Origin of the sequence: Clostridium tertium (genome assembly GCF_902652255.1) — a bacterium.
In the GTDB taxonomy this organism is placed as follows: domain Bacteria; phylum Bacillota; class Clostridia; order Clostridiales; family Clostridiaceae; genus Clostridium; species Clostridium tertium_A.
Genome location: NZ_CACRTO010000046.1, coordinates 88,125 through 111,308, shown reverse-complemented (window position 1 = coordinate 111,308; position 23,184 = coordinate 88,125). Strand labels below are relative to the sequence as shown.

Here is a 23,184-nt window from a genome sequence, read left to right as displayed (position 1 = left end):
TCAATCTTTATCATTTTCTATTTTACTAAAGTCAATATTCCCGTTTCCATCTAAATTTATATTTCTAAATTTATTATTAACAGCAATATTATCATTATAAAACATTATCGGTAATATCTTATAATTATTAAAGAGCTCATCTTCAATCTTTAAAAAACTTTCAATTCTCTCTCCTTCAGTTTTTAAATTCATAAACTCTTCTTTATTTGAAGAATCTAGAAATTTAATTATATCATTATATATTGATACTTCATCAGATAATGTTAAGCTTCCACTAATTAATGCCATATCATAATAATTTTCTTTATCTATATTCTCTAAGTCTGATAAATTTACTAAATCATAAATTAAGTATATATCAGAGTTATTTTCAAACCATTTCACTAAATACTCACATATTTCTTTATTTTCGCTGCTTTCTTCGGCTATAAGATGGATAACTTCTGGTTTCTTCCATTCACCTTCCCCCACACTCATTACTTTTCTAGCCTGTAATTTTGATAAATCTTCTTTATCTGTTCTAAAATAGCTTCCCTCAGCCAGCTCTACATATAAACTATTATCTAATTGATAATTTTCAAAAGCTTCATTAAAAAGCCTATATATTTCCTTTCTTCCTTCTAACTGAAGCCTATCATCCTTCGGATTGAAGGCAAGATACATCGCCTTGTTAGCCTTTAAATTTATTAACCTTTCTTCATTGTTTAATCTATCGAGCTGACTCTTAGGCGGATTTATAACTATATCTCTATCCCCTATTTCAAAAGCTGCCATAGCGACCTCTTCACCCTCATCAATTATCACTTTAATATTATTAACAATATTTAAGTTTATGTAATCATTCTTCTCAAGGTCAATTTCTGATAATGACATACCAGCAATAGTATAATTACCTGAATATATTAATGAGCTATAATTATTATTTATATCTTCCCATAACAAAACATTCTTTCTTATTCTATACTGAGGCATAGTAAGTTCTTCAATGAATTTATCATCTTTAGAATTTAATCTAAAAACTATATTATTTTCGCCATAACTAATTCCAACATCCTTTAAGAAAGAACCAGTTCCTCCCCTATATGTTTTAGCTCCATATACATTGAGTAAAGCTGGAATGTTTTCCTCTTCTTCTTCAGTTAATATCTCCCTAAAAAAAGTTGCTATATCTAAAGGAGTAATTTTACTTCCATCACTCCAATATATATCTTCACGTAATTTAAAATCATATTCTAACCCATCATCTTTAACTTCTACACTTTCAGATAATGATGGTTCTATTTCATTATTAGAATTTAACTCAACAAGACCTCTGCTAGTTGCATTAACTATATCTTGCATCCTCTTATCTAAGTTTCCAACGGACTTTAGATTGTATTTTATTTCTGGTATAGAGTACACAAACTCCTTACCACCTTCTTTTTTCTGTGGTTCTACAACATCTATAAATACTATTAAAAATAGAATTAAGCATAATGCTAATACTATAGTAGTTATAATTTTCTTCATAATATGCTTCTCCTTATATTTAATATCCTCTAAAATTATATCCATATAGATAAATTAGTAATCACTCTAGATAAAAATATTGACTTTTTAAATTTATACTAAATAATTGTTTTTCTATGCTATAATATTTTTATATAGTGTTTGGGAGGATGGTTTTATGGATTTAGCAGTTAAAATTTTTCAAATAATTTTTTATAGCATTGGCGCTTTATTTATGCTGACATTTGCTATTATAGGAATATGGTCTTTTATAATTTTTTATAAATACTATAAGACTAAGAGAATAGAAAATTATCTTTTAGAAAAGATCTATCAAGCTATAAATCAAATTACATATAAAAATAATAATTCTCTTATGGAAAACACTGATGAAGATTTACTTAGCTTAGATGATTTGATAGATGAAAATACAGATAATGAAAAATAAATAATTAAGGTTGCAATTTTTTCCAAATTGTTAATAAAAAAAGAAAACTCATACAAGAGTTTTCTTTTTTTATTATTAATTATTAGATTTTTTGAATTTTGTACTTACCTTAAATAAATCTCCATCTATTTCTATATTAAATACCCCACCTTGTAATTCTACTATGCTTTTTGCAATGGAAAGACCTAATCCTGATCCTTCAGTAGTTCTTGATTGATCTCCTCTTTTAAATCTTTCAACTATTTCTTCTGATGTAAAGTCAATTTGATATGCTGAAATATTTTTCATTACAACAGTAACATATTTTTCATCATCTACTACTTCAATATAAACTCTTGAGTTTTTCATTGAATACTTAATTATATTATTTACTAAATTTTCATAAACCCTATAAGTTTTTCTACCATCTAAGTATAAAATCACTTTATCTTCAGGCCATTTAGTTACTATATTTAAATTAGCTTTTGAAATTTTCTCTTCTAATTCACCTAATACTTGTCTTAATAGAGCTGTTATATTTAAGTCTTCTTTTTGAAAATTCATATTTCCAGAAGCTGCTTTTGAAGCTTCAAATAAATCTTCTATTAATACCTTTAGTCTCTTCGCCTTAGTATCTAAAACTTCTATATATCTAGCTTTCTTTTCATCACTTACATCATCCTTAAGTAAATTAATATAATTAATTATTGAAGTTAAAGGGGTCTTTAAATCATGAGAAACATTAGTAATTAACTCACTCTTCATCTTCTCACTAACAACCGCCTTATCTATAGCATCTTTTAATCCATCCTCTATTGTAATAAGATTATTTTCTATGCTTTTTAACATTACAGTCTTACTTTCATTTTTATTATCGTAATTCCCCTTAGATATTTCAAATGTTTTTGAATCAAGCTTACTTATATCAAAGATAAGCACTATAAAAATAATCACTGTCATTATTATATAGAAGGCTAGAAATGTGCCAGCAACAATCGTGAGCATAGTATACCAATACATATACTTATATACCCATAATGAAATCAACGCAAGTATAGACATTATAATAATAAAGGAAATTTTAAATTTATTACTCTTTATAAAATTAGTAATTTTAGCATTATTTTTTATAAAATTGTATAAATTAAATATAGAAACTTGACCTAATTTCCTTTTCCCTTCTAAGATTAAGATTACATCCTTAATTAAGTATAAATCTAATACTATTAATGGTACTGCATATATAACACCACTTACACTATATTCTTCAAAACTAAAGTAAGGAATTATATTAAAGATTATTTTTTTGATATGACTTATACTATATATAAAAATTATTGCTCTAATATCTATCGGTACTTTAATATATAATTTCTCTATTATAGTCATTTCATTATCTTTTCTCTTTTTATAAAGAATAAATACTATAGCTAATATAAGAATTCCATATACTGATGATTTAGCTATATTTTTGTAAATAGATTTAATATTCATTTCCCTATAAGACCATATCTCATATAAGTGATCTCCTTGAACTGGATTTTTAGGCATCCTATAGAACCTTAGTATTTCTTTATCATTACTACTTAATGCAGTATATAAATTCTCTAAGCCATCTGAATAAAGATCTTTATTTCCAATTGGTTTTTCATTTGGAAAATATACATAATAGTAATTTTCATCATTAATAAAGGATTTATTATTTATTATATCTTCAATATTATAATCTTTAATATTAGTTACTATATTCCCTTCACTATCCTTAAAGAAAAATTCTAAATTAATATAAGTACTTAAAAAGCTTTTAAATCTATTTTTAACCTCTTCAAAATTTTCATCTACATAACTTTCACTACTTAATATTATTTTTTTTGCCTCTTCTACTTGTTTATTTATTTCTTCTTCTGATAAGTTTTCTTCTTTTCCTCTTTCTCTTATACTTTTTTCAGCCTCTTTAATATTTTCCTCTTGATTCTTCTTATATTCTTCTACTTGCTTATTATAGACATCTTCTTTTATATTTCCATCTATATCCTTATAGTTATCAGCATATTCAGTAAAGTAAACATCTGCATACTGTATATCCTTTATCAAGTAACTATCATTTAAATAATTGTTACTGAAATCTCTTTCTAACCTACTATACTCAGTTAAAGTGTTTTTCAATGAAATAGCAAAACATATAACTAAAGTAACTAAAGCTATTATCCCCAAATCTTTGATAATCTTATTTTTTGTCGACTTTGTATCCAATTCCCCACACCACCTTTAAATATTGAGGATTTCTAGGATCTACTTCTATCTTCTCCCTTATCCTCCTAATATGGACAGTTACTGTATCTACATTATAAGGTGCTTCGTTCCAAACTCTTTCATAAATCTCTTCTATCGAAAATACCCTACCTAGATTATTCATTAATAAGCTTAATATCTTAAATTCTAATGGAGTTAATTTAACTTCTTTGTTATCTACAGTTACACTTTTACTTTCCTTATCTAACTCTAAAGCTCCTACTGTAATTATGTTGTCATTATTATTTAAGCTGTTTAATGATGAAAATCTAGTATATCTTCTAATTTGAGAATTTACCCTAGCAATAAGTTCTAAAGGATTAAAAGGCTTTGTTAAATAATCGTCTGCCCCTAAATTTAGTCCTAGTATAATATCAGAGTCCTCAGACTTAGCTGATAACATTATTATCGGTATTTCCTTTTCCTTTCTTATTTCCATAGTTGCTCTAGTTCCATTAAGATTAGGCATCATTATATCCATAATTACTAAATGAATATCTTCCTTTCTTATAGTATCTAGCGCTTCCATTCCATCATAAGCTACAAATACCTTATATCCTTCATTTAAAAGATATATCTCTATTGCTTCAGTTATTTCCTTATCATCATCTACCACTAAGATATTGTACTTATTCATATATCCTCCCCTATTAACTGTAGTATTTAAATGTAGTTTAAGTAACTTCCTATACTGATGATATTAAATTAAATAAGTTACAAAGTTTCTATCAAAATTCTTAAGGAATTCTTAAAAAATCATATTGTAATATCTATCTATAGAATTTTTAAACTCTAGAATATCAAAATACCTTCCAAATCTTAATACTTCTTTACCCTCTACAAATAAAATTAATATTGGCAACGTAAAAACATCATATTTTGCTGCTATTTCCTTATTTTCAACTGCATTAATTTCTAAGAAATTAATCTTTTCATAATCTTTAATAAGTCTCTTAACTTTATCTCTAATAACATCACATGCTCCACAAATAGATCCGCTAAAGTAAACTATACTTATTAAATTATCACTTACATATTTTTCTACATCCATCTCTGAATTTCCTCCAAATAAATAATCTATGTCTCAATTAATAACCTACATATATAATCTTATAAAATTACAGATTAAAATATTTTTATTAAATTATCTTCATCGAAATCATAGTTCTTTAAATTCTATATAAGTTATTAAGATACCTATCTATCTTAAATATTTCTAACTCAAAAAGCAATTTTATATAAAGTAGATTTTTTCTTAAAACTTATATACTTATTTTATTATAACATTTTTAGTATTTATTAATAAATTTCCTTCCAATTGTAAATAATAATAAAGGAGGTGTATTTTATGAAGAAAAAATATTCAATACTTTTATTAGCAACTTTATCTATAATAACATTCATCACATTAATTCCTAATATATCTGCAAAGAGTAGTAAATTAAGCGATTCACAATTTGAGCTTAAGCCATTACCTTATGCTTATGACGCTCTTGAACCATACATAGATAAGGAAACAATGATGCTTCATCATGATAAGCATGAAAAAGCATATTTGGATAATCTTAATAAAGCTATTTCTAAGTATCCAGAACTATATAAAATGGGTATAGAAGGAATGCTAAAAAATCTAAATTCAGTACCTGAAGATATAAGAGAAACTGTTAAAAACAACGCTGGTGGTGTGTATAACCACGAATTTTTCTGGTCTATAATGTCGCCTGAGAAAAACCAAGCTCCATCAGGAGAATTATTAAAGGCCATAAACAGAGATTTTCAATCCTTTGATAATTTCAAAACTAAATTGAAAGATGCTGCTTTAGGAAGATTTGGCTCAGGCTGGGCTTTTCTTGTTAAAGATAAAGATGGAAAATTATCTATCATATCTACAGCTAATCAAGATTCACCTATTTCTAAAGGCTTAACCCCTATTATTGGTATAGATGTATGGGAACATGCTTACTATCTAAAATATCAAAATAGAAGAGGGGATTATATAGATAATTGGTGGAATGTAGTTAATTGGAAACAAGCAGAAAAAAATTATTCAGATAAAAAGTAATTTAAAAGCTTACTTTTTATATTGAAAATTAAAATAAAAAACTCCTTTTGGAGTTTTTTATTTTAAAGTATTTCAGGTAATCCTAACAGAATTACATTAATAGTTTTAAATTATCATTTTTTAAATACCATGTCTTAATTAAATATAAGTATTTATCTTACCTTTACTACAGATAATCTATGAAGCGCTCTTGTACTCATAATATACTTAATTAAATTATCAGTATTCTCATCAAAATCTACTATAATAACTCCATCAAATTCTAATCCCTTTGCATAATAAGAAGGAACCATAACTTTTCCACCTTTATACACTATTTCAGATTTATTAAATGCTAGTATATTAGTATATTTTTTAATTTCAGGAGCTATTTTATTTAACTCTTCCTTATCCTTTGTAATAACAGCTATATTTTCGTACTTTTCTTCTTGATAATCTTCTAATAAGTTTAATATAACATCTACTAACTCATCCATATTATCTTTTGGAACTGTAGTTTCTAACACATCAAACTCACCTTTTCTTACAAATGGAACTACTGCATCTTCGTCTAATAACTTACTTGCATACTCCATTATTTGATACGTAGATCTATAGCTCTTCTTTAATTCAAATAGTTCAAAGAATCCACCAAAGATTTCTTTAAGTCTAAGCATAGCAGGTACTTCTTCTGCCTTTACTAATCTTTGATTTGAATCTCCAACAATAGTATAACTTCTACATCCAGTAAGTTCTTTTATAACCATGAATTGAAGCATATTATAATCTTGTGCTTCATCAATAACTACGTGTTTTATTTCGTAACTAGACTTCTTGCCATCAAGCTTAATCATTAGATATAATATACCAGCTAGATCTAAATATGATAGTTTTTCAATATTTAAAATTTCCTTATAAATATCAACAATAGACTCATTTTCTATCCACTCTTCTATTTCAGACTTAACTTTCATTACTTCTCTTACAACATCTCTTATAGCAAGTCTTCTTCTAAATTCAATATTATTTTCTTCAATTTGAAGCTCTTCAGGAGATAAGGCTTCTCTTTCCTCTTTTGCTTTTAAGTTTATTAGCCTTACAGCCTCATCTCTTTTATCTTTTATCTTAGAAACTAATATTCTTTTTACCTTTTGACTTCTTCTAAAGATAGGCATGTATTTATAATGCTTATTAAATAATTCTTCAACTTCTTCTTTAGATACAACTTCTTCATCTAAGAAATTAACAGATCTTAATTTGAAATATCCCTCTTCTATTTCGTTTGCTTTATTATCTAAGAAATCTATAAATTCTTTAGAAGATTTATATTTAATTTCATCTATTATTTTATTGTTTCCTTTTAACACCTCTTCTAAATAAGATGTAATGTCGGAAACTTCTTCTTCTAAATTAATTTCTTTATAAGCAAAAGATAAGAATGTTTCATTCTTAACAGCCGTTTCTCCTAAGTTAGGTAAAACTTCAGAAATATAATCCATAAAAATATCGTTAGGTCCTAAGATTAAAACTTTATCTGTTAACTGTTTTCTATAATTATATAAAAGGTATGCAACTCTATGAAGAGCAATAGTTGTTTTCCCTGAACCTGCTACTCCATTAACAACTACAGCTTTACTTCTATCAGCTCTTATTATTTCATCTTGTTCTTTTTGAATAGTATTAACTATATCTTTTAGCTTTTCTCCTGAGTTAGATGATAATACCATTTGTAATATTTCATCCTGAATATTAATATCTGAATCAAAGAAACCTTCAAGCTTAGCCTTCTTTACGATAAGCTGTCTTCTTCCTATTATATCTACAGGTATTTCTCCATTCGGTGTTGTATAAGAAGTTTCTCCTACCATTCCCTTATAAAATAATGATGCTACTGGAGCTCTCCAATCCACTATCACTGGATCATAGCTACCTTCTGGTGTTAATCCATATCTACCTATATATAGACTTTCAGCTATATCATCATCAACAAAATTAACTTTTCCAAAGTAAGGTGATTCTTTAAGTTTAACGAACTCACCTAGCTTTCTATCTATAGTTTTATAACTTTCTTCCTTTATATATCTTTCATGATCAAAATATTCTACAAGTTTATCTTCATCATCTCTATATTCCTCAATATATTTTTTTCTATAATCTAATATATAATCAGCTATAGCTTTTCTTTTTTCTATATAATTTAAAGTTTCCTGATTTAGTATATCTAAAGTCTTCTCTAAATTTTCTTCTTCCATCAATAATTCAATTCTATCCAAGGTAACTCCCCCTTAACATTTACTAAAGAAAGAGTGTAACAAAACTCTGTACACTCTCTCTTAGTATTGACTGACTTTTAAATTTTAAACTTTTATAGTCTATGTTTTGATTAATTCTATATAAGTCTCTTAATCAATAGTATTACTTAAACACTATTAATAAAATATAATTTAATTAACTGTAAAATATTTACTCTAACTTATATATCTTCAGAATTAGAGTCATTACTCTTATATTCTATACTCTCTTCATTAGCGTTTATATTTTCAACATTATTATTTTCTTCTATATCAACATCAATAATAATATTTTCCTTATTAGATTTATCTGATTCTACTTTCTTTCTTTTTTTCAATTTAAGCTCTGGATATTTTTCAAATACAAATTCCATGAACTCATCACCAAATATTGTTTCTTTTTCTAATAAGTATTCAGAAATCTTATCTAATAAATCTCTATTATCTCTTAAAAGCTTTCTAGTATTTTCATGACAAGTTCTAATGATTCCTAGTACTTCTTCATCTATTAATGTAGAAGTCTGATCACTACATTCTCTAACAGCTCTACCATCTAGATATCTATTTTGTACTGATTCTAAAGCCATCATATCAAACTTATCTGTCATACCATATACTGTTACCATACTTCTTGCAGTCTTAGTAGCTCTTTCTATATCGTTAGATGCCCCAGTTGAAACTAAGTTGAATACTTCTTCCTCTGCTGATCTTCCCCCTAACATAACCATTATTTGATTAGTTAGCTCTTCTCTAGATACTAAGTACTTTTCTTCTTCTGGAAGCTGCATTGTATAACCTAACGCTCCCATAGTTCTTGGAACAATAGTTATCTTATGAACAGGATCAGTATTATCTAAAAGAGCTGCTACAAGAGCATGCCCAACTTCATGGAAGGCAACTATTCTCTTCTCTAAAGGAGATAGAATTCTGTCCTTCTTTTCTTTACCTGCTATTATTACTTCAACAGCTTCTCTTAGGTCTTCTTGCATTACATATTCTCTACCATTTTTAACAGCAGCTAATGCACCTTCATTAACTATGTTAGCTAAGTCTGCTCCCACAGCTCCTGGAGTACTCTTTGCAATTTCTTCAAGATCTACATCATCACCAAGCTTTACTCCCTTAGAATGTACTTTCAGTATATCTACTCTTCCCTTTAAGTCTGGTCTATCAACTATTACCCTTCTATCAAATCTACCTGGTCTTAATAATGCTTTATCTAATATTTCAGGTCTATTAGTAGCTGCTAATACTACTATAGCCTTTGTAGAATCAAAACCATCCATTTGAGTTAATAATTGATTTAAAGTTTGTTCTCTTTCATCATTAGTTTGAATCTGAGAATCTCTACTTTTACCTATAGAGTCTACTTCGTCTATAAATATTATACAAGGAGCATTCTTTTCTGCTTCTTGGAATAAGTCTCTTACTTTTGCAGCTCCCATTCCAGCAAACATTTCAACAAAGTTTGAACCTGAAATTGATAAAAATGGTACATTTGCTTCACCTGCAACCGCTTTTGCAAGTAATGTTTTCCCTGTTCCTGGAGGTCCAACTAATAAGGCTCCCTTAGGCAACTTTGCTCCTATATCTATGTATTTTTCTGCGTGATTTAAATAATCTATTATCTCTTTTAATGATTCTTTAGCCTCATCTTGACCTGCAACATCATTAAATGTAATTTTTATATCATTTTCTCTATATACTTTGGCATTACTTTTCCCCATGCCCATCATAGGTCCGCCCATACCCATTTTCTTACCTAGTCTTCCGAATAAAAATCTAAATATACTAAATAATATTAAAGGCATGATAACCCAATTAAATATAAATTCAGACATAAAGTTATTTTGAACCGCTTCAGCTTTATACTCTACACCTGCTTCATTTAATAAATTTATTAAATTAGGGTCATCTACATTACCTGTATATAATATCTTTCTACCAGATGCATTTTCCTCATTTTCTTTAGGTAAAATCTTTATTTCTCCTGATGATATGATAACACTTTCTACTTGTTTTTCTTCTATCATAGAAAGAAACTTATTATATGTTATTTCTTCAGTAGTCATAAAACTTTTGGCAGATGTAAATGCATATAAAAATAAAAATGCTAAAATTATATACCATATACTATTCTGTTTTTTTCCATTATTGTTGTTTTCTTCGGTATTTTTATTATCCATATTTCTTCCTTTCTATATCAATCTACTTTACACTTCCTATTTCATCAAAAGGAAATACTTTAATTTGAGCCTTTCCACTTATATCGTCACCATCAATATAAGGATTAATCCAATACCTTGAATCTTTTGACCAAAGTCTATTATCTCCTAAGAAGAAATACTTTCCTTCTGGAACTTCATATTCTCCACTAAAATTATCAGATGCTCCAATATAATCTTCTTTTAAAACTTCTCCATTTACTGAAACTATTCCGTTTTCAATCTTTATTTTATCTCCTGGTAAGCCTATTAATCTCTTTATTAAATCTGCTTGAAGCTCTTCTGAATAAAATACTACAATATCTCCTCTTTTTAACTTATCCAAATTATAAACTCTTGTTACAAATAATCTATCATCAACGTTTAATGTAGGTACCATAGATTCTGATGGAATTATTACTTTAAACAATAAGAACTTATTTATAAGAAAAGCTATTATAATTGCAGAAATTATTGGAATTCCCCATTCACTAATAAAGCTTTTTTTAGTAACCTCTTCCTTTTCATCAATTTCCATTAATCTTCCCATAATCCTTTCAATAAATTATTTATTTCTTCACTTCTTATTCTAGTTGCTTCTTCATCTATAAAGTATAGGGAATCCTTTTTATAAAGAACACTGCCCTCTTTTAAATTTCCTCTTATATTAGTAATTTCTACGTTAATTATATTACCTTCTTTATCCTCTAATATTGCATTGTTACCTTCTATTCTATCTACTATGTAAAACATTTCTTTCATCGTAGTACTAAATATCACCTCTCTTTTTTAGCTTATATTATAGTATATCATATTTATAGCAATTTTAAATAGAATAATAATTAAAATACATCAGACATAACTCGAAATTTATAAACAAAAAAGAGTTGTTATAAAACAACAACCCTTCAGGAATTAAGAATGAAAAATTGAAAATGAAAAACTGAGGAAGTAATTTTTTCAAAAACTCCATAGGAATTTTTTCATTCATTCTACATTATACATTTTAAACTTCATCTTTTACTAAATCCTCGTAACTTTGTCTCTTTGCTACTATTCTTGCTTCACTATTTCTAACAAATACTACAGCTGGTCTTAATATTCTATTATATCCACTTGCCATTGAGAATCCATAAGCTCCTGTAGATAAAACGGCTAAAATATCTCCACTCTCTGCTTTTTGAATTTCTATATCATTAATCAGTATATCACCAGATTCACAACACTTACCTGCTATAGTAACCTTATCGTTAGCAGGAGAGTTTGCCTTATTCGCTATAAATGCTTCATATTTTGCACCATAAAGGGCAGGTCTTATATTATCAGTCATACCACCATCTACAGCTACGTATTTTCTTATTTCCGGTATTTCCTTGATAGAACCTACTGTATATAATGTAGTTCCTGCATTTGCTACTATAGATCTACCTGGTTCTATAGTTAATATAGGTCTTTTTAGTCCTAACTCATTACATACTTCATCAACTCTATCTAATATAACATTACAATACTCTTCAATTGATTTAGGTTTATCTCCTTCAGAATAATATATTCCAAAACCTCCTCCTAAATCTAATTCCTCTATTAAATGTCCTGTTTCTTGCTTTATTTCATTTATAAATTTTAACATAACTTCTGCGGCGTCTCTAAAAGGTGTAGTTTCAAATATTTGAGAGCCGATATGACAGTGCAATCCAACTAAATTAACATTTTCTAATAATAGCCCTTGCTTTACCGCATCTAAAATTATGTTTCCAACAGGCGCAAAGCCAAATTTGGAATCTATTTGACCGGTCTTAATATAATCATGAGTATGGGCTTCTATTCCAGGTGTTAATCTTAAATATATATCTTGTTTTTTATTATATTTTTCTGCTATCTCATTTATTTTAGACATTTCCCACGAATTATCTACAATAAATCTTCCTACCCCTAATTTTATGCCTAAATCTATTTCATCTATTGTTTTGTTGTTCCCATGAAAATATATCTTTTCCATAGGGAAATCAGCCTTATATGCAGTATATAATTCCCCACCTGAAACTACATCTAAATATAGACCTTCTCTATCAATAAGTTTACACATTTCTACAGTTAAAAAAGCTTTTCCTGCAAATGCAACTCTATTATTCTCTTCTTTTGCTCTAAATGCATTTATATAGCCCCTACAATTATCTAATAAAAGCTGTTCATCCATAACATATAACGGAGTCCCATATTGTTCCGCAAGGCTAGTCGCCTTAATTCCTCCAATATATAAGTCACTTCCTTCTATCTTGCTCGCCCCAAATAACTTCATAAAACAACCTCCAAATATTTTATATTTATACATAAGTTGTTAAGATAACTTCATACTATTAAATACTTTTAACGCTAAATATAACTTAATAAAGTGTAGAATCTTATTGCAACTTATATAATAAAACCACTATGGAATTCCATAGTGGTTATTTTAACTTAACAGTTTATTTATATATATATTATTATACACTTTTTTTCAGAATTATTCTATAATTTTAAAAATTTATTTTCTAATTTTCGCCTCTATATTTATCCATTAAATCTCCCATAATATCTCCAGATAGTGGTGGGGTATAAGTAATAGCATTAGCTCCTGCTTCAATAGTTCTCATTATGCTTTCTTCAGTAGGACCTCCAGTTGCAATAATAGGGAAAGTAGGAAACTCTTCTCTTATCTTTCTTACAATTGCTGGTGTATGTTTACCTCCTGATACATTTAATATAGTAGCTCCTGCTGCAATTCTATCTGCAATACTTTCACACTCAGATACTATAGTAACTATTACAGGTATATCTATTACTTCTCTAACATTTTCTATTATTTCATTTGATGTAGGTGCATTTACTACCACTCCCATAGCCCCTTTAAACTCTGCATCTAAGGCTAAGTTAACTACTCTTTTCCCTTGAGTGATTCCACCACCTACTCCACAAAAGACTGGTATATCCGCAGCCATTACTAGAGCTTGAGTTATAATGGGTTGAGGAGTAAAAGGATAAACTGCTATAATAGCATCAGCATTTGTATTTTTTATAATTGCAACATCTGTAGTGAATAATAATGACTTAATTCTTTTTCCGAAAATTTTTATTCCGCTACACTCTCTTATGCAAGATGGAACTTCTATTACATGGCTTCTTAATGCGCCCTTTATCTCTGGTACATGTTTGATTTTCTTCCCATCCATATAAAACTCCTCCTATTAGTTTTTATATATTATGCTTTTTTACGTTTAATAATATTATACTACTTTTATATTTCTTTACGGTATACATAACTAGAATATTTTATAAAATAGTAATAATATAATCAATATTTTTTTATAAAAAAATATGTATCTTTCGATTAATAATCTACATAGTTATGTTATTATAAAATTAGAAATTAAAAATTAATATAATTATTTTAATAAAATATCAAAATTGAAAGGATATATACTAATTAATTTCTTATATAACTTTATAAAATACTAAAATTAATTAAAATTATTAGTTTTAATTATAATTCGATTAACTATATAGAATATTTATTACAACATATATCTTTAATTATTATTGAGAGGTGATTTATATAAAAGAGAGGAGATTTTATCCCCCCTATATTGTAATATCTATAATTAATTTATTATTTTTCTTAACTGCTTTTATCTTAGATTCTCCAAGGGAAATTTTATCTGGACTTACAACTATACTTAAAAGCCCAGATATCCTTATTACTGATTATGTTGAACTTGGGGGTATTGGTGCTGCACTAATTAACTCTAGTCTCACAAGTTTCATTCCTATGATAATATTAATTCTTTTAAAAGTTAAACCCACAGGATCTATTATAATGTCACTATGGCTCATAAAAGGATTCGCTTTCTTCGGGAAAAACATTCTAAATATTTGGCCTATTATGATAGGCGTATATTTATATTCAAAATATAAGAAGGAACCTTTTTCAAATTATATATTAGTTGCTCTTCTTTCGACAACACTTGCTCCAACAGTAAGTCAATTTAGTTACACGGGACATTTCCCAAATTATTCAGGAATAATTTTAGGTTATTCCCTTGGCATATTAACTGGCTTTATATTATCACCTATTGCTAGTTATTGTTTTAATGCTCATAGTGGGTACAACCTATATAATGTAGGCTTTGCTGCTGGATTATTTGCCACCTTATTAATGGCAATATTACGTGCTTTAGGTATTGAATTCCCTTCAAGATTAATATGGAATGTAGGTTCAAATCTTGAATTCTCTATCTTATTATTTTCTATATCAATTTTTCTAATTATTATTGGTTCATATAAAAATAAAAATCTAGTTACAGATATGAAAAATATTTTTAAAAGTTCTGGAATTCTCTCTACTGATTTTTATGAAAGTTTTGGTAGAACATCTTACTTCAATATGGGCATATTAGGTTTACTATCCACATCCTTAGTATTAATTATTAATGGTGACTTAAATGGACCAACTATCTCTGGAATTTTCACTATTATCGGATTCGGAGCCTTCGGTAAACACATGCTTAATGTTATCCCAGTTATTATAGGAGCTTTAATTGGAGCCTATATTAATATTAATCCTATAAATTCTCCATCCTTAATATTATCAATACTATTCTCAACAGCTCTTGCTCCTATAGCAGGGAAATTTGGCTGGCTAGCAGGTATATTAGCTGGTGTACTTCATGTAAATATGGTTAGTAATATTGGATACCTTCATGGTGGATTAAACTTATATAATAACGGTCTGGGTGCTGGTTTCGTAGCAATGTTATTAGTACCGATTCTGAAAACCTTTAAACCTCAAAAAATATAAGGAGCTGTCTTATGACAGCTCCTCTATGACTTATTTTTTTGATATTTTATCTAATGCTTTCTTCACTACTTTTGTACCAATAACATCTTCTTTCATTTCTTCTAATGCCTTTGATAGCTTGGTCCATCCCATACCTTCAACTTCACATGACTTTTGAATTTCACCACTAACATATTCAGCCATAAAGGTAATCATTAATATTTCCTTATCTTTTACATAGTCAGATCCAAGATACTCTATATTCGTAATATCTATTCCGGCTTCTTCTTTGACTTCTCTATATACAGCCTCTTCAGCTGTTTCATTAATTCCAACATATCCAGTTAAAAGAACTTTAGAATTTTCATATATATAGCTTTGTTTTAATAATAGAATTTCATCTTCTTTAATTATCGCTACCATAATACATGGTTTAGGTATATCAAAAAACATCATATCATCATGGGAACAATAAGGCACTCCGCCCTCATCCCAGCTATACTTTTCCTCTAGTCTTCTTCCGCATATAGGACAAAATCTACACTTCATAATTCACCTCTCACTTAGCAAAACCTGGCTTAATTACAATATTATATCAACCTTTTTATTAATTTCAATCATATTTTTTTCTACCTTACAGTTATATGCCATTATATCAACATCATTTTCTCTTGCTAATCTTAAAGCTCTTCCGAACTCTGGATCTCTTTCATCATTTGGAGAAAATGTATCTACATTATCTAATTGTACTAAAAAAAGTATCCCAGCGCCATATCCTTCCTTTTTTGCATCTATTAATTCTAGTATATGCCTTGCTCCCCTTTCTGTAGGTGCATCGGGAAACATACAATGACCATTATCCTCTAGGGTTACCCCCTTAACTTCTAAATAATAAATTTCTTTCTCATCCTCAGTGGATAGCTTAAAATCAAATCTACTTTTTCCATAAGTCTTCTCTCTATTTATTTTACTATATTTATGTAAAGTATCAATTTTTTTATTTAATAAAGCTTCATTAACTACCTTATTAGGTATTTGTGAATCTATATTTATTAATATATCCCCTTTCATAGCTGCAATTAAATCATATTTAGTCTTCCTAGTTGGATTCAATTCTTCCCTTAAAAATATCTTAGTTCCTTCCTTTAAAATTTCTCTACATCTACCTGTATTAGGAACGTGTACTACTAGCTCTTCACCATCTAATAACACTTTTGCATTAAACCTATTAGGTCTCTCTATGAATATTCCTTCATAAATTTTCTTATCAAATTCCATAATTTCTCCTTATCTATTAAAAATAATCTAATTATTCAACAATTTTTTTAATTTTATCCACTTGATATAATAAAGTTTTCCACAGGTTAATTCTTAAAACCTATGAATTTTTCGTCATTTACTGTAATATTGTAACATTATCCACACTTTTTATCCACAATCAGTACAAACTGTGCATAACTTTATAAACAACTTTTAAAAGTGTATTTTTATTACTTTCTATATTACATCATATACTAATATTATTCTCCATATATCATCATATTGTTACAAACATATATTCACTCCATATATATTGTGTCAATATTTTTTTTAAAGTTTTCAACAGTTTTTAATAGTTGTCCACATTTTGTGGATAACTTTCCACAATTTTAACATTAATCACTTCTTAATTTTTACTTATCTACACCTTAAAATTTCCTTAAAGGACATATAAATCTATTGTATTGCTAAATAGTATTTTTTATACTTAAATCAACATTACAGTATTATAAACCAATTTATTTTTTAATATAAAGGAGAATTTTTATGAATAAAGAAACCTTTTTAGGAATACTAAAAAACGGTTTAAGTGACTTTCCAGAAGGAGAGCTTATAGATATATTGTTTTATTATAAAGACTACTTTGATCTAGCAAATGAACAGGGAAAAACCTACGATGAAATTATAAATGAATTAGGTGATCCACATGATATTGTTAAAAAATATAGATATAATAAAGAAAATCTTACTTCAAACCAATTAATAATACCAGGTAATATTAATAATGAATCAGGAAGTAATTCAAGAAATAATAATAACTACAATGGAGCAGATAATTATAATATAAACTCCTATAATAGAAAGAAGAAAAGAAATAATTCTAATAATTTTATAGTTACTTTACTTATTATTATTCTTTCTTGTGTGTTGTTTGGTCCCTTTATTATAGGATTAGTAGGCGTAGTTGGAAGTATATTTTTAGCTATAGTAGTTTCTTCTTTTTCTTTATCAGTATCTGGTATTATAGTTCTAATAGGAAAAGTTATAACTAACATCGGCTTAACAGTCCTACCTAAATTCATTTTAGATTTTCCTAATTCTGTATTAGCTTTTTCAGTTTTAGGGAGTATATTTTTATTTATCTTTTCAATTTTATTATTGTACTACTTCATAAAACTTTTAATACATCTATCTAAAAAGATATTTAAATCCTTATCTAATAAAATAAAGGAGGAAAGATAATGGAAAAAAGAAAAATAATTAGTAATAAGATGAAGATATTTATGGCTTTTCTATTACTTTCATCTATTATTTGCTTTACTACTGCCTTTATTCAACTCTACTATAGCGATTTTAAAATTGATAACTATTTTGATGTAAGTCAATATTATAACAATACTCTGAGTTTAGGTATGGATTCAAATGTTTTAAATGGTGACGAGATTTATTCGAAATCTATCGATTTAAAAGACATTGATACTGTTAATATAAATTTTGATAATTATACTACTATTGTTCAAAGCTATCCTGGTGATAACTTAAGTATTTCAATTTACTCGAAGTATAATTCATCTTCTGCTCAAAATAAACAAATTGAATTACTTTCTAACTCAATAGACAATAAAGTATTAAAAGTTACACCTTCTCAAAATATATTGTCAGTAAATGAATATAGAAACAATATAAGTTTCCTAATAAAAATACCTTATTCATACTCAAATAGTGTAAATATTAATAACTCTAATGGAAATATTGATTTAACTAATTTAAACTTAAAGAACTTAAATATTAAATCCACTAATTCAGATGTTTTAATTAATAATCTTAATGCTGAATCAACTACCATTTCTACTACTAGTGGAAATATTGTAACTAATGGGCTTAACTCTAAAGAATTAGCTCTAAATACTACTGATGGAAGTATTTCTTCTACAGATAATTTTTCTAATAGCTCTATTTCAACTATAAATGGATATATATCTGCATTAATATCTAGTAATTTAAGTAATTTAACTATAAATTCTACTTCTGGAGATGTTAATTTATCAATCGAAAAAGATTCTAATTTAACTTTAACTTACTCTACTATAAATGGTAGCTTATACAGGGACTCTTCTGATAATAATTCAGATTATGTAGATACTGATACTACCTTAACCTTTGGAAATGGATCTGGTAAAGTCAATATTAAAACTGTACATGGAGACTTAAATATATCAGAATAAAAAAGCCAGAAATTTTCAATTTAAAATCATAATTAAAAGTTAAATAAAAAAACTCTTTTAAGATTATTAAAAGAGTTTTTTTATTTATTAACGATGGGATGTCCACGACAATCACTCATTAATTTATTTAAATATTATTTAATTGCATATTTATTTTTATAGCATGATAGTAAATATTGAACTGCTAAAACAGTTGGTCCTAGAAAAACTGTTACAGCTGCCCATATAATCTTATTTTGCCCTTTTTCTTCTGCTAATTTAAATGATGCAAAAACTGATAGCACTAATACTAATACTAATGTCATAATTATTTTTTATCTCCCTTATGTTTTCATAGTTCCTTAATCCAATTTAATTCTACATAATAAGTTAGTAGCTTTCAATAAAACTATGTCATAGAAAAAGTAAACTATTTATGAATTATTCACTAAAATTTAAAACATTAAATTAGCCATATATAAAAACCTTCTTATTCATTAGCTATGCACCAGGTCATACAAAACTTATACATCTTCCTCATGGAGCTATAGGAAGAAAACAACAAAAATTACTCATAGTATAGATTATTTATATTTTCATCATAAAATAAAAAAGAGTACTACAGAAATAATCATATTACTTTCGAGTACTCTTATATAAATTTAATTTTACTATTCTACTGTTGGTAGTGAACTTAAATTATTATTTTCACTTTGATCTGGAAGGCTTCTTAAGTATTCTTCTCCCTTTTTAGAAACTCCAATAGCAACTCCGGAAATCTCTCCTTCTCTAGCCATCTTTACTCCTTCTTCCTTAGATATTCTTTCACCACTCTCTAGTTCATATCCTACTACTTCCCCAGATTTTTTTATTAATGCTTTTATTGAATGTGCATTATCCTTTGCTGTAGGCACCTCTTTATTAATATTTACAGGTAATCCTCCAAGCATATTGTCATTTTTATTTTCCAAAATAGCACCTCCTATACTTTATGGTGTTATTTTGCTCAATTAAAATTCTTTAATTCGTTTATTTAAAGATAAAAAAATAGGAATACTATGTATTCCTAAACTATATATTTATAAAATCATTTCCGCTTGCTCTTTTAAAAGTTCAATATTATTTTCTGCATCAACAGTAGTAAAATTATATACATCTGTGAAATTATAGAAATAGTTCGCTATTGCAATTCTTTTAGCTCTAGGAATGTTAAACTCAGATGCTATTTTTTCTAAGAAATCTACTTCTTCTTCTTCATACTCTCCATCTACTAAAGCTAAGCCAACTAGTTCAAAATATATTATTCTCCTTGCTCTTTCGCTTGAGGATTTTAAGTTTTGGATAACATCTTCATATCCTATCTCTTTAATCTCAGAACCTACTAAGCCTAATTCTTCTTTGTATTCATCTAAAAGCGCCTTTTCCTCTTTTGCAAATTCATTATCAATTTTTGCAAATATTGATACTAAATTTAAAAATGCATTTGCCTCTTCCTTACTCAATTCCTTTAAAAACATATTTCATAATCTCCTATTATCATAAAATTTTATTATAATATAATTATATATTAGTTATTATCAATTTTAAATATGCTATATGTTAATTTTTTAGCCTATTTGTTCAAATATTCTACAAATTTCTCTTTACTCTATTCAAACAGCTTGTATATCTCTCTAAATCTAAGCATTTCAGCTTCATTTCCTAGAATCTTATTTACTTTACTTATTAATAAATATATTTCTTTATAATAAGGATTCATACTAAGCGCTTTTTTTAATAAGTCATGAGCTCTATTTATATTTTCTTCGCTTTGTAGTAAACTCCTTACTTCATCTAATATGGAATCTATATCTTCATTTTTATTTTCTATTGCTCTCTTATTTTCAATTTCATCTAAAACCAAATTTATTCTTTCAGGAGAAAAAGGTTTTTGAAGATATATCAAAGCTCCTAACTTAGTACATTCTACTGCATTTTTCACTGTTGCAAATGCAGTCATAATAACTACTGGACAGTTACTTCTTATGTATTTTATGTTTTTCAGTAATTCAGTACCACTTATTCCAGGCATTCTTATATCTAAAAATATTAGATCTATATTTTGATTTTTATCGTTAATTATATCTAATGCTTCTGCACCATTATCCGCTGTAATTACCTCATAGCCCCTAAGCTCAAGGCATGTACTTAATAAAACTCTAATATTCTTAGTATCATCAACAACTAATATTCTCTTCATCAACTTCATCTCCTAGTTATCCTCGGGAGAAATTGGTATTGTAAATATGAATTTACTTCCAACTCCAACTTCACTTTCACACCATATTTCTCCGCCATTAATTTCAACTATATCCTTTGCAATAGAAAGCCCTAATCCTGTACTCTCTTCAGGAATCTCAAATTCCTCTACCCTAACAAATCTTTCAAATATCTTTGTTAAATAGTTATTAGGAATCCCCCTACCTGTATCAGCTACTTGCACATATATTTTATCTGATTTTTTATAAGAACTAACTATTACTTGTCCTACTTCTGTATACCTTATTGCATTAGATATTAAATTATTAAGAACCCATTTTATTTTTTCCCTATCAATCATGACTAGAGGAAGGTCTTCATTAATATCTAATTTTAATTCAATATTTTTTTCCTCGGCTTGATTAACAAAATTCAAAACTACATCATTCAATAGCTTTTTCATATCATTTTCCTTAATATTAAAGCTATATTTATTCCCTTGAATTTCTGATATTTTTAACAAATTAGAAACGAGTTCATTTAAGTTCTGAACATCTTCTCCAATTGTCTTAACTATGTCTTTCTGCTTCTTATTTAATTCACCAATATTGTTATTATTTATTAACCCTATACCCATCATAATTGATGTAAGAGGTGTTTTTAACTCATGAGAAACAGCTCCAATAAACTCTGTTTTCACAGCTTCAAGTTCCTTTAAATCTGTAACATCTTTAAATAGAACAGATAATTCCTGAACATCTTCACCACTTATTTTTATTGCATTAATAGTTAAGTTAAAGAAATACTTTTTATTATTTTTAGTAAATTCTATAATCTTTGTTTTATTATCATCCTCTAGGCTACCCTTAATAAATTTAAAAGCTTCTGGAATCGGAATAACCTCTAAGAAATTCTTATCCTTATAGGTATCATTATAAATATTGAAAAATTTCTTTCCTTTGTCATTAATAAATTTTATCTTAAAACTATTATCTAATAATATAATAGGATCTGATATACTCTTAATTATATTTATAGATTTATCTTTTTCTGCTTGCAAGCTACCTTTAGATTCTATTTCATACTCATAAAGTCTATTTATCATATTGTTGAATTCTAAAGCTAACTCTCCTATCTCATCATTATAAACTATAGGAGCCTTCTTATTTAAGTTTCCTTCTTTAACTGACTTTATCGCATCTAATAATAAATTAATAGGATTAAAATATCTATTAGTTAGAAACATTGCAATAGATCCTCCTACCAAAGAAACAATTATAGCAATAAACCCAACTATAATGATAGCTGTCTTTGACATGCTTTTTAAGCTTTCTTTCTTGCTAAACATAATCTCTTCATTTAAATCTGATAGTTTCTCTAAGGAAGTATTTATAACTTTGAATTGAGGTACTATTTTATTATAATAATACTCTACTATTTCCTCATGATTGCTACCATTGCTAATATCCTGAAGAGATGAAAATAATTTGCCAAATTCAATATATTGAGTATTAATTTCATCTACAACATCCAGTTCTCCATCTTCAGTAATATTACTTTTTTCAATATAGAACCACTTATAAAACTCATCATCATTAGTATGAAATAAATTCAACGCTTCTTCTTTATTTCCTTGAAGATAAATTAATATAGCTTTATCTTGATTGTTTATAGCATTTATCATATTATTTACAGAATCTATGCTTTTATAGTTATTGCTTATAAACCCATTTATATAATTCCTTATTGAATATGTGCTGATTGTTGATGCTACTCCTACAAAAATTATAAGTAAAACTAATGCAAGATAGATTGATGTAAACTTTTTTTTCAAAGATTTAAACATAATAATACCCTTTCATGCATTTCTAATATTATATTAATTATATATCTTATTTTACTTATTAATCTATATGTATTTATTAT

At 27.2% G+C, this 23,184-nt stretch carries 21 protein-coding genes; 5 read left to right on the top strand and 16 right to left on the bottom strand.

The window, feature by feature from the left end; genetic code table 11:
• The gene (locus tag GPX08_RS14605; protein WP_156627574.1) at window positions 1-1,554 is read right to left on the bottom strand and encodes a peptide ABC transporter substrate-binding protein; all 1,554 of its coding nucleotides are present in this window, start codon (window positions 1,552-1,554) and stop codon (window positions 1-3) included.
• Window positions 1,555-1,666: 112 nt separating this feature from the next.
• Between GPX08_RS14605 and GPX08_RS14600 the strand changes: the two genes are divergently transcribed.
• Window positions 1,667-1,936 (top strand): hypothetical protein, encoded by a 270-nt coding sequence (locus GPX08_RS14600; RefSeq protein WP_156627572.1) that lies wholly within the window; start codon window positions 1,667-1,669, stop codon window positions 1,934-1,936.
• Between the two features lie 75 nt (window positions 1,937-2,011).
• Here GPX08_RS14600 and GPX08_RS14595 read toward each other — a convergent pair whose 3' ends face one another.
• The 3 genes from GPX08_RS14595 to GPX08_RS14585 form a co-directional block, all read right to left on the bottom strand.
• Window positions 2,012-4,168: a sensor histidine kinase gene (locus GPX08_RS14595; RefSeq protein WP_156627570.1), complete on the bottom strand. Its 2,157-nt coding sequence runs from the start codon at window positions 4,166-4,168 to the stop codon at window positions 2,012-2,014.
• Window positions 4,143-4,844, bottom strand: a complete 702-nt coding sequence (locus GPX08_RS14590; RefSeq protein ID WP_156627568.1) for a response regulator — start codon at window positions 4,842-4,844, stop codon at window positions 4,143-4,145. Before GPX08_RS14590 ends, GPX08_RS14595 begins: the two co-directional genes overlap by 26 nt.
• A gap of 111 nt (window positions 4,845-4,955) precedes the next feature.
• Complete coding sequence (locus GPX08_RS14585; RefSeq protein ID WP_156627567.1) at window positions 4,956-5,258, bottom strand: thioredoxin; 303 nt, start codon at window positions 5,256-5,258, stop codon at window positions 4,956-4,958.
• Window positions 5,259-5,555: 297 nt separating this feature from the next.
• On the opposite strand from GPX08_RS14585, the gene GPX08_RS14580 reads away from it, so the two are divergent.
• Window positions 5,556-6,269 (top strand): superoxide dismutase, encoded by a 714-nt coding sequence (locus GPX08_RS14580; protein WP_156627565.1) that lies wholly within the window; start codon window positions 5,556-5,558, stop codon window positions 6,267-6,269.
• Between the two features lie 152 nt (window positions 6,270-6,421).
• On the opposite strand, the gene GPX08_RS14575 is transcribed toward GPX08_RS14580, so the two are convergent.
• The 6 genes from GPX08_RS14575 to GPX08_RS14550 all read right to left on the bottom strand — a co-directional run bounded on the left by GPX08_RS14575 (window position 6,422) and on the right by GPX08_RS14550 (window position 13,952).
• Complete coding sequence (locus tag GPX08_RS14575; RefSeq protein WP_156627584.1) at window positions 6,422-8,500, bottom strand: AAA family ATPase; 2,079 nt, start codon at window positions 8,498-8,500, stop codon at window positions 6,422-6,424.
• Between the two features lie 221 nt (window positions 8,501-8,721).
• On the bottom strand, window positions 8,722-10,725 hold the full coding sequence (gene hflB, locus GPX08_RS14570) for an ATP-dependent zinc metalloprotease FtsH (RefSeq protein WP_156627563.1): 2,004 nt from the start codon (window positions 10,723-10,725) through the stop codon (window positions 8,722-8,724).
• A gap of 22 nt (window positions 10,726-10,747) precedes the next feature.
• A complete protein-coding gene (lepB, locus tag GPX08_RS14565; RefSeq protein WP_156627561.1) occupies window positions 10,748-11,281 on the bottom strand; it encodes a signal peptidase I in 534 nt (177 codons plus the stop codon).
• Window positions 11,281-11,505 carry a DUF3006 family protein gene (locus GPX08_RS14560; protein WP_156627559.1) on the bottom strand — a complete coding sequence of 75 codons (225 nt, stop codon included), beginning with the start codon at window positions 11,503-11,505 and terminating at the stop codon, window positions 11,281-11,283. Before GPX08_RS14560 ends, lepB begins: the two co-directional genes overlap by 1 nt.
• 244 nt (window positions 11,506-11,749) lie before the next feature.
• Window positions 11,750-13,042 carry a diaminopimelate decarboxylase gene (gene lysA, locus GPX08_RS14555; protein ID WP_156627557.1) on the bottom strand — a complete coding sequence of 431 codons (1,293 nt, stop codon included), beginning with the start codon at window positions 13,040-13,042 and terminating at the stop codon, window positions 11,750-11,752.
• A gap of 232 nt (window positions 13,043-13,274) precedes the next feature.
• Window positions 13,275-13,952, bottom strand: coding sequence for a hydrolase (locus tag GPX08_RS14550; protein WP_156627555.1), 678 nt, complete (start codon window positions 13,950-13,952; stop codon window positions 13,275-13,277).
• Window positions 13,953-14,326: 374 nt separating this feature from the next.
• On the opposite strand from GPX08_RS14550, the gene GPX08_RS14545 reads away from it, so the two are divergent.
• Complete coding sequence (locus GPX08_RS14545; protein ID WP_156627554.1) at window positions 14,327-15,577, top strand: DUF1576 domain-containing protein; 1,251 nt, start codon at window positions 14,327-14,329, stop codon at window positions 15,575-15,577.
• 30 nt (window positions 15,578-15,607) lie between these two features.
• On the opposite strand, the gene GPX08_RS14540 is transcribed toward GPX08_RS14545, so the two are convergent.
• Together GPX08_RS14540 and sfsA are read right to left on the bottom strand one after the other, a co-directional pair.
• Window positions 15,608-16,105, bottom strand: a complete 498-nt coding sequence (locus GPX08_RS14540) for an NUDIX domain-containing protein (protein ID WP_156627553.1) — start codon at window positions 16,103-16,105, stop codon at window positions 15,608-15,610.
• Between the two features lie 33 nt (window positions 16,106-16,138).
• Window positions 16,139-16,834, bottom strand: a complete 696-nt coding sequence (sfsA, locus tag GPX08_RS14535; protein WP_156627552.1) for a DNA/RNA nuclease SfsA — start codon at window positions 16,832-16,834, stop codon at window positions 16,139-16,141.
• Between the two features lie 528 nt (window positions 16,835-17,362).
• Here sfsA and GPX08_RS14530 point away from each other — a divergent pair.
• On the top strand, window positions 17,363-18,058 hold the full coding sequence (locus GPX08_RS14530) for a DUF1700 domain-containing protein (RefSeq protein WP_156627551.1): 696 nt from the start codon (window positions 17,363-17,365) through the stop codon (window positions 18,056-18,058).
• Complete coding sequence (locus GPX08_RS14525; protein WP_156627550.1) at window positions 18,058-19,041, top strand: DUF4097 family beta strand repeat protein; 984 nt, start codon at window positions 18,058-18,060, stop codon at window positions 19,039-19,041. The genes GPX08_RS14530 and GPX08_RS14525 overlap by 1 nt, the downstream gene beginning before the upstream one ends.
• 650 nt (window positions 19,042-19,691) lie before the next feature.
• On the opposite strand, the gene GPX08_RS14520 is transcribed toward GPX08_RS14525, so the two are convergent.
• The 4 genes from GPX08_RS14520 to GPX08_RS14505 all read right to left on the bottom strand — a co-directional run bounded on the left by GPX08_RS14520 (window position 19,692) and on the right by GPX08_RS14505 (window position 23,104).
• Window positions 19,692-19,970 (bottom strand): DUF3892 domain-containing protein, encoded by a 279-nt coding sequence (locus GPX08_RS14520; protein ID WP_156627583.1) that lies wholly within the window; start codon window positions 19,968-19,970, stop codon window positions 19,692-19,694.
• Between the two features lie 129 nt (window positions 19,971-20,099).
• Window positions 20,100-20,537 (bottom strand): hypothetical protein, encoded by a 438-nt coding sequence (locus tag GPX08_RS14515; RefSeq protein WP_156627549.1) that lies wholly within the window; start codon window positions 20,535-20,537, stop codon window positions 20,100-20,102.
• Between the two features lie 131 nt (window positions 20,538-20,668).
• On the bottom strand, window positions 20,669-21,259 hold the full coding sequence (locus GPX08_RS14510; protein ID WP_156627548.1) for a response regulator: 591 nt from the start codon (window positions 21,257-21,259) through the stop codon (window positions 20,669-20,671).
• 12 nt (window positions 21,260-21,271) lie between these two features.
• Window positions 21,272-23,104 (bottom strand): HAMP domain-containing protein, encoded by a 1,833-nt coding sequence (locus GPX08_RS14505; RefSeq protein ID WP_156627546.1) that lies wholly within the window; start codon window positions 23,102-23,104, stop codon window positions 21,272-21,274.
• Between the last annotated feature and the right edge of the window lie 80 nt (window positions 23,105-23,184).

What these genes read in the sequence shown, in the direction of transcription:
- GPX08_RS14520 (WP_156627583.1), bottom strand. Translation starts at nt 19,970, where the DNA reads ATGCTTGGAGGATTACCTGTAAATATTAATAAAGAGGTGCCTACAGCA.
- lysA (WP_156627557.1), bottom strand. Translation starts at nt 13,042, where the DNA reads ATGAAGTTATTTGGGGCGAGCAAGATAGAAGGAAGTGACTTATATATT.
- GPX08_RS14580 (WP_156627565.1), top strand. Translation starts at nt 5,556, where the DNA reads ATGAAGAAAAAATATTCAATACTTTTATTAGCAACTTTATCTATAATA.
- GPX08_RS14515 (WP_156627549.1), bottom strand. Translation starts at nt 20,537, where the DNA reads ATGTTTTTAAAGGAATTGAGTAAGGAAGAGGCAAATGCATTTTTAAAT.
- GPX08_RS14510 (WP_156627548.1), bottom strand. Translation starts at nt 21,259, where the DNA reads ATGAAGAGAATATTAGTTGTTGATGATACTAAGAATATTAGAGTTTTA.
- GPX08_RS14525 (WP_156627550.1), top strand. Translation starts at nt 18,058, where the DNA reads ATGGAAAAAAGAAAAATAATTAGTAATAAGATGAAGATATTTATGGCT.
- GPX08_RS14600 (WP_156627572.1), top strand. Translation starts at nt 1,667, where the DNA reads ATGGATTTAGCAGTTAAAATTTTTCAAATAATTTTTTATAGCATTGGC.
- hflB (WP_156627563.1), bottom strand. Translation starts at nt 10,725, where the DNA reads ATGGATAATAAAAATACCGAAGAAAACAACAATAATGGAAAAAAACAG.
- GPX08_RS14550 (WP_156627555.1), bottom strand. Translation starts at nt 13,952, where the DNA reads ATGGATGGGAAGAAAATCAAACATGTACCAGAGATAAAGGGCGCATTA.
- GPX08_RS14605 (WP_156627574.1), bottom strand. Translation starts at nt 1,554, where the DNA reads ATGGATATAATTTTAGAGGATATTAAATATAAGGAGAAGCATATTATG.
- GPX08_RS14530 (WP_156627551.1), top strand. Translation starts at nt 17,363, where the DNA reads ATGAATAAAGAAACCTTTTTAGGAATACTAAAAAACGGTTTAAGTGAC.
- GPX08_RS14505 (WP_156627546.1), bottom strand. Translation starts at nt 23,104, where the DNA reads ATGTTTAAATCTTTGAAAAAAAAGTTTACATCAATCTATCTTGCATTA.
- sfsA (WP_156627552.1), bottom strand. Translation starts at nt 16,834, where the DNA reads ATGGAATTTGATAAGAAAATTTATGAAGGAATATTCATAGAGAGACCT.
- GPX08_RS14575 (WP_156627584.1), bottom strand. Translation starts at nt 8,500, where the DNA reads ATGGAAGAAGAAAATTTAGAGAAGACTTTAGATATACTAAATCAGGAA.
- GPX08_RS14590 (WP_156627568.1), bottom strand. Translation starts at nt 4,844, where the DNA reads ATGAATAAGTACAATATCTTAGTGGTAGATGATGATAAGGAAATAACT.
- lepB (WP_156627561.1), bottom strand. Translation starts at nt 11,281, where the DNA reads ATGGAAATTGATGAAAAGGAAGAGGTTACTAAAAAAAGCTTTATTAGT.
- GPX08_RS14540 (WP_156627553.1), bottom strand. Translation starts at nt 16,105, where the DNA reads ATGAAGTGTAGATTTTGTCCTATATGCGGAAGAAGACTAGAGGAAAAG.
- GPX08_RS14560 (WP_156627559.1), bottom strand. Translation starts at nt 11,505, where the DNA reads ATGAAAGAAATGTTTTACATAGTAGATAGAATAGAAGGTAACAATGCA.
- GPX08_RS14585 (WP_156627567.1), bottom strand. Translation starts at nt 5,258, where the DNA reads ATGGATGTAGAAAAATATGTAAGTGATAATTTAATAAGTATAGTTTAC.